This window comes from Intestinimonas sp. UBA1698, from assembly GCF_002320075.1.
GTDB classification, from domain to species: domain Bacteria; phylum Bacillota; class Clostridia; order Oscillospirales; family Oscillospiraceae; genus Intestinimonas; species Intestinimonas massiliensis.
The window spans coordinates 1-13403 of the sequence record NZ_DCJO01000024.1 but is presented as its reverse complement, the minus strand read 5'-3'; the positions used below and the strand labels follow the sequence as shown (position 1 = coordinate 13403).

Genomic DNA, 13403 nt, shown 5'->3' with positions numbered 1-13403 from the left:
TCATTGCCCAGATGGCCGCTTGGCCTTCACCAACTCGATGGCCTCTTTCCCCGTGATGTGGTCGATGGTCAATTCCAGCATACACAATGGCGCCCATTCCCGGTCGATGGCGCGGTTGCGGTCGGCCGCGTCGTCATCCGGGGCATATTTGAGGGCCAGCGCTTCAATGGCGGCGCGTTTTTCTCCGTCGTCCTCCAGAATGCGCATGGTGCCAAACACAATGACGCTGCGGAAATGGGAGGTATATTCCTCCGGCACGATCTGATCCTGGTCGATGACACAGAACGACGCCTTACAGTTCCGCCGGATGGCGTCCAGCTTGTGGCCGGATTTCGCACAGTGGAAGTACAGCTTGGCACCGTCGTAGACATAGCTCATGGGGACGGCGTAGGGGTAGCCGTCGTCGCCGGCCAGGGCCAGCACCCCCGAGGTTCCACGGTGGAGGACGGCGGCGCTCTCCTCCGGGGTCAGGAGCTGCTTTTTCCGGCGCATTTCACGAAACATAGGAGCACCTCTTTTCCAAACATAGGACGCCCGACGCAGCGGGGGGAGTATGATAAGGTTTTCTGGCTCATTTGTCCAAAAACCTTGCACCGGAACAAAGCCAATTGGCCTTGAAGGCCTTGGGATGCAAGCCTTTCAGCTTTGTTCATTACGCATTATGATACGGCCGCGCCGGAGCAGGTAATGACCAGATAGACCACGTAACTGAGCAGCAGCACGCCGCCCTGCCAGCGCTGGAAGCGGCCCGTGACCAGGGAGGGCACCATGGCGATGCAGCCCACCAGCAGGCAGGCGGGCAGGTCGATGGCCAGGGCCTGAGCGGAGACGGGCAGGGCCCCGCCCGAGATCAGCGAGCAGATGGGGAGGATGAGGGTGAGGTCGATGATATTGGCCCCGATGATGTTGCCGGCGGACAGGGAAGCCTGTTTTTTTGCGATGGCGGTGAGGGTGGTGACCAGCTCGGGCAGAGAGGTGCCCACGGCGATGAGGGTGACGCCGATGATGCGCTCCGGCACACCAATGAGCCGGGCCAGATTGCCGCCGTGGTCCACTAGGAGCTGAGCCCCGATGACGATGCCGGCCGCCCCCAGAAGAAATTTGAGAAGATTGCGGCGCACCTCATGGCCCATGGGCCGGGGGTGCCCGCCCCGTCCGGCCGCCGTCTGCTCCTCACGCATGGAGCGCAGCGCAGAGCGGATGTTGTCCCACATGGCGATAACGAAGATGACCAGCAGGGCGATCCCCGACTGGAAGGACAGGCTGCCGCCGGAGGAGGCCAGCACCAGATAGAGGGAGGCCCCCAGCATGAGAACGGCCTTGAGCAGGTAGTCCCGCCGCCGGATGGCCGAGGGCAGGCAGACCAGGGCGATGCCCATGATCAGGGCCAGATTGGCGGTGACACTGCCCACGGCGTTGCCGATGGCCATATCCACCTTGCCGTCAAAGGCCGCCATGGAGGACACCAGAAGCTCGGGCAGGGTGGTGGCAAAGCTTACCACCGTGGCGCCCACAATCAGCTTGGGGATGCCGGAGACCTCCGCCATCCAGGCGGCAGCATCCACAAAGGCGTCGCCACCCTTGACGATCAGGACGATGCCCAGCGTGAAGAGGACTACAGTGAGGAGGAGATCCATCATCAGACACTTCCCTTTGTCAGCCTGCGGCGCATGAAACAGGCCCGTGTATCTGCCAGGAGCGGGATACACGGGCCTGCACGCCAGCGTAAAAGCTATTATACTGGAAAAGGGGGAGTCTGTCAAAAAATTTGCGATTCAGCCGGGGTCTTGGCCTGGGCCGGTCTGACGCAGGGGGAGCACCATGGTGATGCGGGTGCCCACCCCCTCCCGGGAGAGGACCTCAAACCAGCCGCCGTGCCGGTCGGCGATCCACTTGGCGATGGCCAGGCCCAGCCCGGTGCCGCCGGTCTGGCGGGCCCGGGATTCGTCGGTGCGGAAGAAGCGGTCGAAGATGTGGGGCAGGCTCTCCGCGCCGATGCCCTGGCCCTCGTCCTGCACCGACATGCGGGCGGCTCCGCCGTCGGCCCGGACGGACAGCAGGATGCGCCCGCCCTCGGGAGAATATTTGATGCTGTTGTCCACCAGCACCCGCAGGGCCTGCTTGATGAGCCCTGCGTCGGCCCGCACCGGGACCGCCCCGTCCCAGCGGGCCAGAAATATATGGGTCTGGTCGATCATCTCGGTCTCCCGCAGGACCTCCGCCGCCAGGGCGGTGAGATCGAAGTCCTCCATCTCGATACGCATGGAGTCGTTGTCCCCCCGGGCCAGGAACAGAAGCTGCTCCACCAGCTCCTTCATGGAGTCGGCCTCCTGCCGGATGGCGTCGATGGCCTCCTGCCGGATGGCCGGGTCGTCCTTGCCCCAGCGGTCCAGCAGGTTGGCGTAGCCCTGGACCACGGCGATGGGGGTGCGCAGCTCGTGGGAGGCGTCGGAGACGAAGCGCATCTGAGAGCGATAGGCCTCGTTGATGCGGTCCAGCATGGCGTTGATGGCCTGGGCCAGCTCCCGCAGCTCCTTCTGCGTGCCCGACACCGAGATGCGGGTGTCCAGATGAGTGGCGTTGATCTCGTCCAGCTTGTCGGCCAGGACGGAGAGCTCCTCCGGCGACATGCCGGAGGCGGTGTTCAGCTTGGCCGCCGCGGCGGCCAGCTCCTGGATGGGTCTGAGGGTCTTTTTGATGGTGCCCGCGTTCTTGAAGAGGTTGGACAGCAGCGAGACCAACTGGCAAATCATCAGGATACGAAGGCCAAACACCCCCAGGGTGACCGGGCGCTCCAAATCCAGGGTGATGGCGTAGGGCTCGGCGCCGTTAGGGAGCTGGAGGGTATAGCTGGTGGTCCCGCCGGAGTAGATGGCCAGCAGGGAGAAGAGGTGGATCTCCCCGGGGTCGAGATACCGCTCCCCGCCGCCGGTGGCCGCCGGCCAGGGCAGCCAGTGGGGCAGCCGGACGCCCGCGGGCTCTCCCTCCCCGGCGGTGACGGTGTAGTCCCCGGCGGCCATCCACAGCGTGGCCTCGGCCGAGGGCACGCCCCGCTCCTCCACCAGGGCGGCGATGTCTCCGCACTGGCGCTCGGACCAGACCACCACCCCGCCGGCAAACAGAAGAGTCAGCAGCAGGTCGGTGGAGAAGTAGATGCCCAGCAGGCGCAGGAAGAGCCGGAAATTGAGCCGGGCTACGATGGAGGAACGGAGCCGCCCCGGCGGCTTATGGGCCTGCTTTGTGGTTGACATGGGAACACCTCCCGGCAAAAATGGGGGGACTCAGCCCTGGCGGGACAGCCAGTCCAGCACCGGGTCCAGATACGCTTCGTCCACCCAGTCGCCGCCTTGGCGGAAGGCCTCCTGGACCGCCCGCTCCTGATCGTCCTTGGGCGGATTTTGGGTCACCATGCGGGCCATGGCGGACATGGCCCATTTATAGGGGCCGGTGAGCCGGTCGGGGGCGTAGCCGCCCCGGAGGTAGAAGGCCGGCAGAACGGGGTCCCCCAGCACCTTGCCGTTGGGTTCGGGGGACATGCCCACGGCGCAGACCCCCTTCACGTCCCAGCGCCGCCGGGCCTTGGCCAGTCCCTGGACGCCGCCCGCCCGCAGCCAGCCCAGGTACAGCACGCTCGTACCCCGGGCGGGGGCGGGGCCGCCCAGCGCGCAGGCGGGCAGGCCGGTCTTTTGGGCCAGCATCTCGGCATAGCGCCGGGTGAAGCCCGTCTGAGAGGTATAGACGATGGCAGAAAGATGGGACATAAGCTCACTCCTCACGAATGACATAGCCCACGCCCCGGACGGTATGGATCAGCTTGACGCCGAACTGCTCGTCGATCTTGGAGCGCAGGAAGCGGATGTATACGTCTACGGCGTTGGTCTCGCCCACGAAATCGAAGCCCCACACGTTGTCCAGCAGGGACTCCCGGGAGATGACCTTCCCCTTATTTTCCAGCAGGTAGTGCAGCAGGTCGAATTCCCGGCGGGTGAGCTCCACTCCCCGGCCGTCCACCTCCACGGTGTGGCGCTCCACGTCCATGACCAGGCTCCCGCAGGTGAGCAGGGGGGCGTCCGCCGGGGCGGCGGGGCGCTTGCGCAGGGCGGCCCGGATGCGGGCCAGCAGCTCCTCAATGGCAAAGGGCTTGGTGATGTAGTCGTCGGCCCCCGAGTCCAGTCCGGATACCTTATCCACCACCGTGTCCCGGGCGGTGAGCATGATGACGGGCACCTGGCTTTCCCGCCGCAGCCGCCGCAGCACCTCCATGCCGCTGAGGGCGGGGAGCATGATGTCCAGCAGGATGAGCTCATGCTCCCCGGACAGGGCCCGGTCCAGCCCGGTGCGGCCGTCGAAGGCCTTCTCCACCTCGTAGCCCTCGTAGCGGAGCTCCAGCTCTACCATGCGGGCCAGCTTCTCCTCGTCCTCGATCAACAGAATTTTTTCCGCCATGTGAGAACCCTCCCGGGCCGGATGTCCGGCCAACTTATTTCTTGCTCTTTCGGCGGCGCTTGTTCCACTCCCGTCGGACGTTGTCGGTCACGTCAGTGACGGTGTCGGAGACCTGGCGCATCACCCGGTCCACCGACTCCCGGTCCAGATCGGGGCCGCCGAAGCGGTAGCGGTAGCCGAACAGAAGCCCCACCACCAGCAGGGGGACGGTGATCCAGAAGAAAAAGACCGTCAGCAGAACCAGCACCAGCACAGGCATGGAGGTGGTCATTCGGTCTCCGCGCCAGACCTCGAATTGGTTGGACAGGGTGCGCTGGAACAGGTCCAGAAGAGCCCGCCACAGGGTGCCCAGGTGATTGCCGGCATTCCGGCGGTCCGCCCCGCTCCCCTGGGCTGGGGCGGATAGAACCAGCGCGTCCGCTCCGGCGCCGGCCTTGGGCTGTGTGGAGTAAAAGCCGCCCTGCCCGGAAGTGTGGGACTTTCCCAGGCGCTCCAGGTCGAGCAGGGCCTCCAGCAGATCGCCGCCGTTCCGCTCCAGAGCCTCTCTGGCCTCGGCTTCGGACACGCCGGCCCGGTCCCGGAGCGTTTCCACCTGTTTCAGGGTGATCTCCATGCGCAGGCCTCCTTCCGATGTCGGTGGGTTTGGATGGTAACAGTATAATTCCCCGGCCCCTAAAAAGGAATTTAGCGTTTCTTAAAATCCCATTAAAGCGGTCTGCTTGCAGACATTATATCCCAAAGAGGGCTGGGGAGCAAGCGGGGGCTTTACCGCTGCCGGTCCGGTGTGGTATAATTAACTATCAAAACGGGGCTTGCAGGGAGGGGCGTGACACCATGAAAAAACGGCTGACGGCCGCTCTGTGCGCCGCACTGCTGCTTCTGGGCCTCCTGCTGCCGCTGGCGGGGGCGTCCTGGGACGACAAGGTCATCTTCACCGCCGTCAACTATACGGTGATGCCCCTGACGGCCGATGCCATGCCCGAGCTGGTGGGGGGCACGGTCTATGTGCCCTATACGGTCTTCGACGCCAGCCTCAACGGCGGGGTGGACGTGGGACTGTTCAACGGCGGACAGAAGCGCGGCAACGGCGTCAACACCTACACCATCTACAGCCGGAACAAAAACCTGACCTTCGACCTGAATACCGGCCTGGTGTGGGATTACATCGACGCGGGGACGGTCCAGGAGAACATCCCTCGGGCCATCATCCGAAACGGCAAGGTCTATCTGCCCGCGGCTTCGGTGTGCAAATACTTCGGGCTGGGCACCTACTACGTCCAGAACGACGACACGCTGGGCTATCCGCTGTTCCGGATCAAGAATGAGAACGAGGGGCTGGACGACAAGACCTTCGTCAGCTCCGCACGGGCGGTGCTGCTGGACCGCCTCAAGACCTTCTACAACAGCCAGGTGTCCCAAAGCGCGGAGCCGTCTCAGGACCTGCCTGTTCCCCCCATATCATCCCTGCCGGCCGAGAGCGGGGGACAGGACCACAGCGGCGTGCGGACCTATCTGGCCGTCCGGTGCGACACCGGAGAGGCCGGGGACGCGGTACTGGATGCCCTAAAGAGCGAGGGGCGGTCGGCGCTGCTGCTGTTTGACCCGGAGCGGATGAAGGGTCAGGACGAGCTGATCCGCCGGGCGGTGGGGGAAGGCCACGCCGTGGGTCTGCTGGTGCCGGGGGACTCCCTGGAGGCCGCCCAGGCCGCCATTGAGAAGGGAAACCGCCTGCTGGAGCGCATGGCCCTGACCCGGAGCCGCATCGTACTGGTGGAGGAGGACACCGCCGAGGTGACGGTCCGACTCCAGGAGCTGGGCTGGGGCTGCTGGCGGAGCAACCTGAACGGCATCCCCGGCGGCCGCAGCGGGGCGGCCACGGCGGCGGCCGTGCTCCTGAGCCTGGGAGAGAAAACCAGCCTGGCCCGCATCCTTATGGACGACAGCTACGCCGCGGCCCAGGCGCTGCCCCGTATTCTCCATACCATCCGCACGGACAAGTACAACTGCCGCCTGGCGGTGGAGACCGAACTATAAGCAGGAGGGACGCCCATGAAAAGGACCTATCAGTTTGACCAGGCCGCCACCTCGTTTCCCAAGGCGGAGGGCGTGGCCGAGGCCATGACGGAATATCTGACCCAGGTGGGAGGGAATGTGGGCCGGGGGGCCTACCGCTCGGCCTGCGACGCGGCGGAAGCCGTGCTGGAGGTGCGGGAGCGTCTGTGCACCCTGCTGGGCGGTCCGGCGCCCCAGAACGTCATCCTGACGCCGGGGTGCACCTACTCCCTCAACTTCGTGCTTAAGGGGCTGCTGCGGCCCGGCGACCGGGTGGCGGTCTCTGGCCTGGAGCACAACGCCGTACTGCGCCCCCTGCGCCAGATGGAGGCCCGGGGGGTGACGGTGGACTGCCTGCCCTGCCGGGCGACCGGCGAGCTGGACCTGGCCGCGGCGGAGCGGCGTCTGACGCCGGACACCAGACTGGTGGTGCTCACCCACGCCTCCAACGTCTGCGGTACCCTGCTGCCGGTGGCGGAGGTGGGGGCGCTGTGCCGGGAGCGGGGCATCTTCCTGTGTGTGGATGCCGCCCAGACGGCGGGAAGCGTGCCCATCCATATGGGGAAGATGCACATCGACGCCCTGGCCTTTCCGGGGCACAAGGGGCTGCTGGGGCCCCAGGGCATCGGCGGGCTGATCGTCACCGACGCCCTGGCCCGGGCGCTGGACCCCCTGGTGACCGGCGGCACCGGCAGCGCCTCGGATTCTCCGGAGATGCCGGAGCTCCTGCCCGACCGCTTTGAGCCGGGGACCCTGAACCTGCCGGGCGTGTACGGCCTGCGGGCCGCCCTGCGGTGGCTGGAGGGCCAGGACCTGGAGGCGCTGCGCCGGCGTGAGATCAAGCTCACCGGCCACCTGATCGCCCGGCTGCGGGAGATGGAGGAGGACGGTCTGAAGATTTTCGGCACCCTGGACGCCGCCAGACAGGTGGGGGTGGTTTCGGTGGACTTCCCCGGGCTGGACAACGCCGAGGCTGCCTTCCAGCTGGAGCGGGACTACGGCGTGCTGACCCGCTGCGGGCTCCACTGCGCGCCCCTGGCGCACCGGACGCTGGGCACCTTCCCGGCGGGGACCGTCCGCTTCTCCGTGGGGCCCTTCACCCGGTTTGAGGACGTGGATTACCTGCAGGCGGCGGTGTGCGGCGTCATGGGCGTGTGACGGGCATTCACAGATTGTTCATGTATTTGCCGCAGTTCGTCCACATTGACCTGATACACTCTTCCTGAAACGTGGATCTGACAAGGAGGTGTCGCAGGTGCCCTGCGAGACGGGAAAGACACGGCTCATGGTCCCCGACAAGACTCTGACGATCCTGCCCCCCGCGCTGGAGGGCGAGGCGGGAGCCCTCACCGAGCTGTTCCACATCTATGAGGCGGCCATGAAAGTGATCGCCGTCCGGCTGGAGATCCTGGATGCGGAGTTCAAGAATCTGCACGACCACAATCCCATCCATCACACCGAGGCCCGGGTCAAATCCCTGGACAGCATTCTCCAGAAGCTGGAGCGCAAGGGCCTGGACCCCACCATCGAGAACATCCAGCACTACATCACCGATGTGGCGGGGCTGCGGATCGTCTGCCCCTATGTGGACGATATCTACCTGCTGGACAACCTGCTCTCCCAGCAGGAGCACATCGTCATCGTCCGCCGCAGCGACTATATCGAGCACCCCAAGCCCAACGGCTACCGCAGTCTGCACCTCATCGTGCGGGTGCCGGTGCCCCTGGCCGACCGGACGGCCCATGCTCCGGTGGAGATTCAGTTGCGCACCATTGCCATGGATATGTGGGCCAGCCTGGAGCACGAGCTCCACTACAAATCCCGGTTCCAGCCAGTGGAGCACCTGTCCGAGCGGCTCAAGCTGTGCGCTAACACCCTGTCCGATGTAGACCTTCGGATGCAGGAGATTTTCGATTACCTCAACGGCCAGAGGAGCGGCGACGAAGAATAGTAAATGGAAAAGGGCGCGGACATTTGTCCGCGCCCTTTTTGCGTACCTGGAAAAGCTTACTGGTTCAGGTTAAAGAAGGCCTTCATCCCGGGGTACTGGGCCACGTCGTCCAGCTCCTCTTCGATGCGCAGAAGCTGGTTGTACTTGGCCACGCGGTCGGTGCGGCTGGGCGCGCCGGTCTTGATCTGCCCGGCGTTGAGGGCCACGGCGATGTCGGCGATGGTGGCGTCCTCGGTCTCGCCGGAGCGGTGGGACACGATGGCGGTGTAGCCGGCCCGGTTGGCCATCTGGATGGCGTCCAGGGTTTCGGTCAGGGTACCGATCTGGTTGACCTTGATGAGGATGGAGTTGGCCACCTTCTTCTCGATGCCGGTGGACAGACGCTCCACATTGGTGACAAACAGGTCGTCGCCCACCAGTTGCACCTTGTCGCCGATGGCGCGGGTCAGCATGGCCCAGCCCTCCCAGTCGGTCTCGGCCATGCCGTCCTCCAGGGAGATGATGGGATAGGTGTCGGCAAACTTTTTCCACATGTTCACCAGCTGCTGCTGGGTCATCTTCTTGCCGGATTTGGGCTGGACATAGCACTTCTCCTCCTCGTCCCACCACTCGGAGGACGCGGCGTCGATGGCGATCATAAAGTCCTTGCCGGGCTGGAAGCCGGCCTCCTCGATGGCCTTGACGATGACCTTCAGGGCGTCCTCATCCTTCTTCAGGTTGGGGGCGTAGCCGCCCTCGTCGCCCACGCCGGCGGCGGGAGTGCCGTTCTCCTTCAGGGTGCTCTTCAGGGTGTGGAACACCTCGGCGCACATGCACAGAGCCTCCCGGAAGCAGCAGGCGCCCACGGGCATGATCATGAACTCCTGGATCTCCACGTTGTTGGTGGCGTGAGCGCCGCCGTTGAGAATGTTCATCATGGGGACAGGCAGGGTCTTGGCATTGACGCCGCCGATATAGTTGTAGAGGCTGAGCCCCAGGCTCTCGGCCGCGGCCTTGGCACAGGCCAGCGAGGCGCCCAGAATGGCGTTGGCGCCCAGACGGGACTTGTTGGGGGTGCCGTCCAGCTCGATCATGGCCTTGTCAATGGCCACCTGATCCAGCACATTCATGCCCACCAGGCAGTCGGCAATCTCGGTGTTCACGTTTTCCACTGCCTTGAGGACGCCCTTGCCCAGATAACGGCCCTTGTCGCCGTCCCGCAGCTCGCAGGCCTCATAGATGCCGGTGGAGGCGCCGGAGGGCACGGCGGCGCGGCCGACCACGCCGTCTTCCAGATAGACCTCCACCTCCACGGTGGGATTGCCGCGGGAGTCCAGAATCTCACGGCCCAGTACGTCAACGATTTCAATCATCTGCTTCATGTTAAAAGCTCCTTTCGTAATAAGGGGGGTTACAGGATCAGTGTGGTTCCATCCATTTCCTCGGGCTTTTCCAGGCCCATGAGGTCCAGCATGGTGGGGGCAATATCGGCCAGGCGGCCGTCCCGCAGCTTGACGTCGGCGCCCACGATATAGAAGGGCACCAAATTGGTGGTATGGGCGGTGTAGGGGGTGACGCCGTCGTCCTCCACCATCCGCTCGGCATTGCCGTGGTCGGCGGTGATGAGGCAGATGCCCCCCATGTTTGTGGTGGCCTCCACCACGCGGCCCACGCACTCGTCCACCGCCTCCACCGCCAGCCGGGCGGCCTCGTAGACCCCGGTGTGGCCCACCATGTCGCAGTTGGCGAAGTTGAGGATGATGACGTCGTAGGCCCCGCTCTCGATGCGCTCCACGCAGGCGTCGGTGACCTCCCGGGCGCTCATGTCCGGCTTCAGGTCATAGGTGGGCACCGAGGGGGAGGGGATGAGGACCCGGTCCTCGCCGGGGAAAACCTGCTCCACGCCGCCGTTGAAGAAGAAGGTGACGTGGGCATATTTTTCGGTCTCAGCGATGCGCAGCTGGGTCAGGCCCAGCCGGCTGATATACCCGCCGAAAATGTTCTGAAGCGCGTGGTGGGGGAAGGCCACCGATACGTTGGGCATGGTGGCGTCGTACTCGGTGGTGCAGACATAGTGCAAGGGGAAGAAGCCCTTTTTCCGGATCAGATCGGAGAAGGCGGGGTCCACCAGCGCGCGGGTGAGCTCCCGGGCCCGGTCGGGCCGGAAGTTCATGAAGATGACCGAGTCGCCGGGGCCGATGACGGCCTCCCGGCAGCAGAGCACGGGGACCACAAACTCATCGGTGACGCCCGCGTCATAAGAGCTCTGTACGGCCTGAACCGGGTCGGGCTCAAAGGGAGCCTCCCCCAGCACCAGGGCGTCATAGGCCTTCTGCACCCGGTCCCAGCGCTTATCCCGGTCCATGGCGTAGTACCGGCCGGAAATCACGCCGATTTTGGCGCTGCCCAGCGCCTGGCATTTGTCCTGCAGCCGGGCGACGAAGTCCCGGCCGGAGGCGGGGGGCACGTCCCGGCCGTCCAGGAAGCAGTGGACATACACCCGGCCTAATCCCCGCTTTTTGGCCATCTCCAGCAGGGCGAACAGGTGGGTGATGTGGCTGTGCACGCCGCCGTCGGACAGAAGCCCCATCAGGTGGAGTGCACCGTCCCGCTCCTTGCAGTCGTCCATGGCCTCGATATAGGCCTCGTTCTCAAAGAAGCTGCCGTCCTCAATGGCGCGGCTGATGCGGGGCAGATCCTGGAACACTACCCGGCCGGCGCCGATGTTGGTGTGCCCCACCTCGGAGTTGCCCATCTGGCCCTCGGGAAGACCCACGTCCAGCCCGGAGGCGGACAGGCGGCAGCCGGGGTTTTCCGCAAAAATCTTGTCCAGGTTCGGCGTGCGGGCCGCGGCGATGGCGTTGCCAGCCCGCTCGTCCCATACGCCGAAGCCATCCATAATGATCAGGGTAGTCGGTGTCTTACTCATAATAACCTCGAATCTCTTCTTCTCTTTCCAAAACGGAGACGGGCGCGGGCGGCCCTGCGCTTCTCGCTGTCACGCTGCGGGTTGGGCGCACGTCCGGATCGTTAAGTCCGGGCTGCGCGAAAAATACCGCTCCAGGGTATCGCCCGTCGCCTGTTTTTTCGTCTGCGCCCTGCCTTAACTCCCCTGTACGCCTGCCCTCCGCACTTCTTACTCCTGGTTCGCCGCGTTCACAATCTCCACGAAGTCGGGGGCCTTCAGGCTGGCGCCGCCGATCAGGCCGCCGTCCTCGTCGTCGCAAAGTCCGCTCCGCTCCATTTCCGCCTCCCGGCGAAAATTTCACTCCGCTTCCTTGCTCCTCCTCTCCCAACGAGACCCGCTGTATCGCCGTCGGCGGCTTTGCCGCCTTACAATACGGCGTACCCCTTGCGGGTGCTGCGCTGGGCTCTCGTTGGGTTCCCGAACCGCCGCCCGACGCGGACGGCGTTACTCCTGGTTGGCCGCGTTCACGATCTCCACGAAGTCGGGGGCCTTCAGGCTGGCGCCGCCGATCAGACCGCCGTCCACGTCGGGCTGGGCCAGCAGCTCATGGGCGTTCTTTGCGTTCATGGAGCCGCCGTACTGGATGGTGACGGAGCGGGCCACGCGGGCGCCGTACAGCTTGCGGATGACGGTGCGGATGGCCTCGCAGACCTCACCGGCCTGCTCGGCAGTGGCGGTCTTGCCGGTGCCNNGGTGCCGATGGCCCAGATGGGCTCATAGGCGATAACCACATGGCGCATCTTCTCGGCGGGCACGCCGGACAGGGCGGCCTTCACCTGGTAGGAGATGAGATCCATGGTCACGCCCAGCTCCCGCTGCTCCAGGCTCTCGCCCACGCACACGATGGGGTACAGGCCGGCCTCCAGGGCGGCATGCACCTTCTTGTTCACCGTGAAATCAGTTTCATTATAGTACTGGCGGCGCTCGGAATGGCCGATCACCACATACTTGACGCCCAGCTCCTTCAGCATCTCAGGGGCCACCTCACCGGTGTAGGCGCCGTGGGACTCATAGTGGCAGTTCTCCGCGCCGATGGAGACGCGGCACTCTTTGAACAGGCGCACGGCGGCCTGGATATTCACATAGGGCACGCACAGCACTACCTCGCACCAGTTGGGCTTGCCCAGCAGGGGCTTAAGCTCCTCGGCAAATGCACGGGTTTCGGAGAGGGTTTTGTTCATTTTCCAGTTTCCAGCGATAATCGTCTTACGGTAGCGGCGGTTCACGGCAAACAATCCTTTCGATTTTGGAATAGCTATAAGGGGGCGGCGCGGCCCCAGCGCAGCGGTTCGTGCGGGGCCACGGCGGAGGAGCTGCCCGGCACGGAAGTTGTCACGCTGCGGCGGCGGCGCGGTCGCCGCACTGCTCACCCCTCCGCGAAAAACACCTTGCGCCTGCGGCGCAACTGCTTTTTCGTCTGCGGGCTTCGCTGTGCGGCTGCTCCGCTCGTCTCCGCGATTCTTTCTTACTTATCCAGCAGGCACGCCACGCCGGGCAGCTCCTTGCCCTCCAGGAACTCGAGGGAGGCGCCGCCGCCGGTGGAGATGTGGGTCATTTTGTCGGCGTAGCCCAGCTGGGCCACGGCGGCCGCGGAGTCACCGCCGCCCACAATGGTGATGGCGTCGGTCTCGGCCAGGGCCTGGGCCACGGCCCGGGTGCCCTCGGCAAAGGCGGGGAACTCAAACACGCCCATGGGGCCGTTCCAGATAACGGTGCCGGCCTCTTTCACGGCCGCGGCATACAGGGCGATGGTCTTGGGACCGATGTCCATACCCATCATGCCGTCGGGGATACCCGCACCGTCCACGGCCACCGGCTTGGCGTCGGCGGAAAACTCCGCGGCGGCCACGCCGTCCACGGGCAGGAGCAGCTTGACGCCCTTGTCCTTGGCCTTCTGCATCATCTCCCGGCAGTAGTCCAGCCAGTCGGCCTCCAGCAGGGAGTTGCCCACGCCGATGCCCTGGGCCTTGGCAAAGGTATAGCACATGCCGCCGCCGATGATGATGG

13 protein-coding genes and 1 pseudogene are annotated in these 13403 nt (G+C 65.0%); 3 read left to right on the top strand and 11 right to left on the bottom strand.

Annotation, left to right across the window (positions count from 1 at the left end):
- The 6 genes from B3H64_RS04915 to B3H64_RS04890 form a co-directional block, all read right to left on the bottom strand.
- Nucleotides 1-504, bottom strand: coding sequence for a pyridoxamine 5'-phosphate oxidase family protein (locus tag B3H64_RS04915; RefSeq protein ID WP_050617094.1), 504 nt, complete (start codon nt 502-504; stop codon nt 1-3).
- Nucleotides 505-659: 155 nt separating this feature from the next.
- Nucleotides 660-1640 (bottom strand): calcium/sodium antiporter, encoded by a 981-nt coding sequence (locus B3H64_RS04910; RefSeq protein ID WP_242853661.1) that lies wholly within the window; start codon nt 1638-1640, stop codon nt 660-662.
- Between the two features lie 135 nt (nt 1641-1775).
- The gene (locus B3H64_RS04905) at nt 1776-3251 is read right to left on the bottom strand and encodes a HAMP domain-containing sensor histidine kinase (protein ID WP_050617093.1); all 1476 of its coding nucleotides are present in this window, start codon (nt 3249-3251) and stop codon (nt 1776-1778) included.
- 30 nt (nt 3252-3281) lie between these two features.
- Entirely contained in the window at nt 3282-3761 is a 480-nt protein-coding gene (locus B3H64_RS04900; RefSeq protein WP_050617092.1) for a hypothetical protein, read from the bottom strand.
- Between the two features lie 4 nt (nt 3762-3765).
- Nucleotides 3766-4446 carry a response regulator transcription factor gene (locus B3H64_RS04895; RefSeq protein WP_050617091.1) on the bottom strand — a complete coding sequence of 227 codons (681 nt, stop codon included), beginning with the start codon at nt 4444-4446 and terminating at the stop codon, nt 3766-3768.
- A 34-nt stretch (nt 4447-4480) separates the two neighbouring features.
- On the bottom strand, nt 4481-5059 hold the full coding sequence (locus tag B3H64_RS04890; RefSeq protein ID WP_286733427.1) for a ubiquitin: 579 nt from the start codon (nt 5057-5059) through the stop codon (nt 4481-4483).
- A 221-nt stretch (nt 5060-5280) separates the two neighbouring features.
- Here B3H64_RS04890 and B3H64_RS04885 point away from each other — a divergent pair, with 221 nt between their 5' ends.
- From B3H64_RS04885 to B3H64_RS04875, 3 genes are all read left to right on the top strand, one after another.
- Complete coding sequence (locus B3H64_RS04885; protein WP_286733424.1) at nt 5281-6480, top strand: hypothetical protein; 1200 nt, start codon at nt 5281-5283, stop codon at nt 6478-6480.
- Nucleotides 6481-6495: 15 nt separating this feature from the next.
- Entirely contained in the window at nt 6496-7656 is a 1161-nt protein-coding gene (locus B3H64_RS04880) for an aminotransferase class V-fold PLP-dependent enzyme (protein ID WP_286733422.1), read from the top strand.
- A 97-nt stretch (nt 7657-7753) separates the two neighbouring features.
- Nucleotides 7754-8449 carry a GTP pyrophosphokinase gene (locus tag B3H64_RS04875; protein WP_238072775.1) on the top strand — a complete coding sequence of 232 codons (696 nt, stop codon included), beginning with the start codon at nt 7754-7756 and terminating at the stop codon, nt 8447-8449.
- A gap of 56 nt (nt 8450-8505) precedes the next feature.
- On the opposite strand, the gene eno is transcribed toward B3H64_RS04875, so the two are convergent.
- The 5 genes and pseudogenes from eno to B3H64_RS04850 all read right to left on the bottom strand — a co-directional run.
- Nucleotides 8506-9801 (bottom strand): phosphopyruvate hydratase, encoded by a 1296-nt coding sequence (eno, locus tag B3H64_RS04870; protein WP_414653456.1) that lies wholly within the window; start codon nt 9799-9801, stop codon nt 8506-8508.
- A gap of 38 nt (nt 9802-9839) precedes the next feature.
- Complete coding sequence (gpmI, locus tag B3H64_RS04865) at nt 9840-11357, bottom strand: 2,3-bisphosphoglycerate-independent phosphoglycerate mutase (protein WP_286733417.1); 1518 nt, start codon at nt 11355-11357, stop codon at nt 9840-9842.
- Nucleotides 11358-11564: 207 nt separating this feature from the next.
- Nucleotides 11565-11672 carry a triose-phosphate isomerase gene (locus tag B3H64_RS04860; protein WP_257591537.1) on the bottom strand — a complete coding sequence of 36 codons (108 nt, stop codon included), beginning with the start codon at nt 11670-11672 and terminating at the stop codon, nt 11565-11567.
- 168 nt (nt 11673-11840) lie between these two features.
- Nucleotides 11841-12622: pseudogene (gene tpiA, locus B3H64_RS04855) on the bottom strand (triose-phosphate isomerase).
- 239 nt (nt 12623-12861) lie between these two features.
- A partial coding sequence (locus tag B3H64_RS04850; RefSeq protein WP_286733412.1) for a phosphoglycerate kinase occupies nt 12862-13403 on the bottom strand: 542 nt, incomplete at its 5' end.